Here is a 1,500-nt window from a genome sequence, read left to right as displayed (position 1 = left end):
CGCAACCTCGGGCTGATGGTGGATGCGATCCTCGACGTGGTGGAGGAGCGGCTGGAGATGACCGCGGGCGGCGCGCGGCCCGGCGTGCTCGGCACCGCGGTGGTGGCGGGCCGCGTGACGGAGGTGATCGACACCGCCTGGTGGCTGCGGCGGGCCGGCGGCGACTGGTTCCGCCCCGCCGCCGCGGCCGGCACGGCGCCGCGGCTGCTGGTGGTGGAGGACAGCGGCTTCTTCCGTGAACTGGTGGTGCCGGCGCTCGCGGCCTCGGGCTACGAGGTGACGGCGGTGGGCGGTGCGGCGGAGGCGCTGGCGCTGCGCGAGGCCGGCGCGGGTTTCGAGGCGATCGTGTCGGATCTCGAGATGCCGGGCATGGACGGCTTCGCGCTGGCGCGCGCGGTGCGGCAGGGCGGCGCCTGGGCGGGGCTGCCGATGGTGGCGCTGTCGGGCCGCACCGATCCGGAGGCGCGCGCGCGGGCCCGCGCGGCAGGCTTCACCGACCACGTGGGGAAGTTCGACCGCGACGCGCTGGTGCAGTCGCTGCGCGCCTGCCTGTCGCTTCCGATGGCGGCGTGAGCGGGCGATGGCGGAGGCGGAGCTCACCCTGACCTTCACCGTGGCCGGCCAGCCCTGCGGCGTGCCGGTGCTGTCGGTGCGCGACGTGCTGGGGCCGCAGGCGATCACGCCGATCCCGCTGGCGCCGCCGGAGGTGGAGGGTGCGATGAACCTGCGCGGGCGCATCGTGACCGCGGTGGATCTGCGCCGCCGGCTCGGCCTGCCGCGCCGCGCGGACGGGGCGCGGCCGATGAGCATCGTGGTGGAGCAGGGGGCGGAGCTCTACGCGATGCTCGCCGACGCGGTGGGCGAGGTCGCGCCGATGCCGGCGGTGGAGCGGGCGCCCAACCCGCCGACGCTCGATCCCGCCTGGCGCGAGGTGTCGCGCGGCGTGCACCGGCGCGACGGGCAGCTGCTCGTCGTGCTCGACGTGGACCGGCTGCTGGCGGTGGGCACGTGAGCGGCGTGCCGACGCCGGCTCGCGACGAGGCGATCCGCGTGATGCTGTGCGACGACAGCGCGGTGGCGCGCGGGGCGCTGGTGCGGCTGCTGGCGCGGGATCCGTCGATCCGCGTGGTGGCGCAGGCGACGGATGGCCGCGTCGCGCTGGACCAGCTGGCCGCGATGGCGCCGGCGGCGCGGCCGGACGTGCTGCTGCTCGACCTCGAGATGCCGGTCATGGACGGGCTGACCGCGCTGCCGCTGGTGCTGCGCGCCGCGCCGGGGCTGCCGGTGATCGTGGCGAGCACGCTGACCGAGCGCGGCGCGGACGCGACGATGAATGCGCTGCGGGCCGGCGCGGTGGACTACCTGCCCAAGCCCTCCGCCGCGCAGGGCGGCATGGCCGATCCGCGCTTCGGCGAGGAGCTGCGCGCCAAGGTGACGGGATGGGCGCGGATGCGGCGCCGGCCGGGCGCGCAGCCGCCGGCGGCGGTGCAGCCGGGGCGG

Annotated in this window: 3 protein-coding genes; all 3 read left to right on the top strand. The window is 77.4% G+C overall.

Going from position 1 to position 1,500, the window contains the following annotated elements; translation table 11 throughout:
- The coding region (locus tag L2I40_RS23100) for a response regulator (protein ID WP_237217702.1) at positions 1-573 on the top strand (573 nt) is incomplete at its 5' end.
- Between the two features lie 7 nt (positions 574-580).
- Complete coding sequence (locus tag L2I40_RS23095) at positions 581-1,012, top strand: chemotaxis protein CheW (RefSeq protein WP_237217701.1); 432 nt, start codon at positions 581-583, stop codon at positions 1,010-1,012.
- 5 nt (positions 1,013-1,017) lie between these two features.
- A partial coding sequence (locus L2I40_RS23090; RefSeq protein WP_237217700.1) for a response regulator occupies positions 1,018-1,500 on the top strand: 483 nt, incomplete at its 3' end.

This window comes from Falsiroseomonas oryziterrae (assembly GCF_021864505.1).
Classification (GTDB): Bacteria; Pseudomonadota; Alphaproteobacteria; order Acetobacterales; family Acetobacteraceae; genus Falsiroseomonas; species Falsiroseomonas oryziterrae.
This window is presented reverse-complemented; position numbering and strand designations above follow the sequence as displayed.

Bases quoted from the DNA above. Each gene is read 5' to 3' on its own strand.
- L2I40_RS23095 (WP_237217701.1), top strand. From the start codon at position 581: ATGGCGGAGGCGGAGCTCACCCTGACCTTCACCGTGGCCGGCCAGCCC.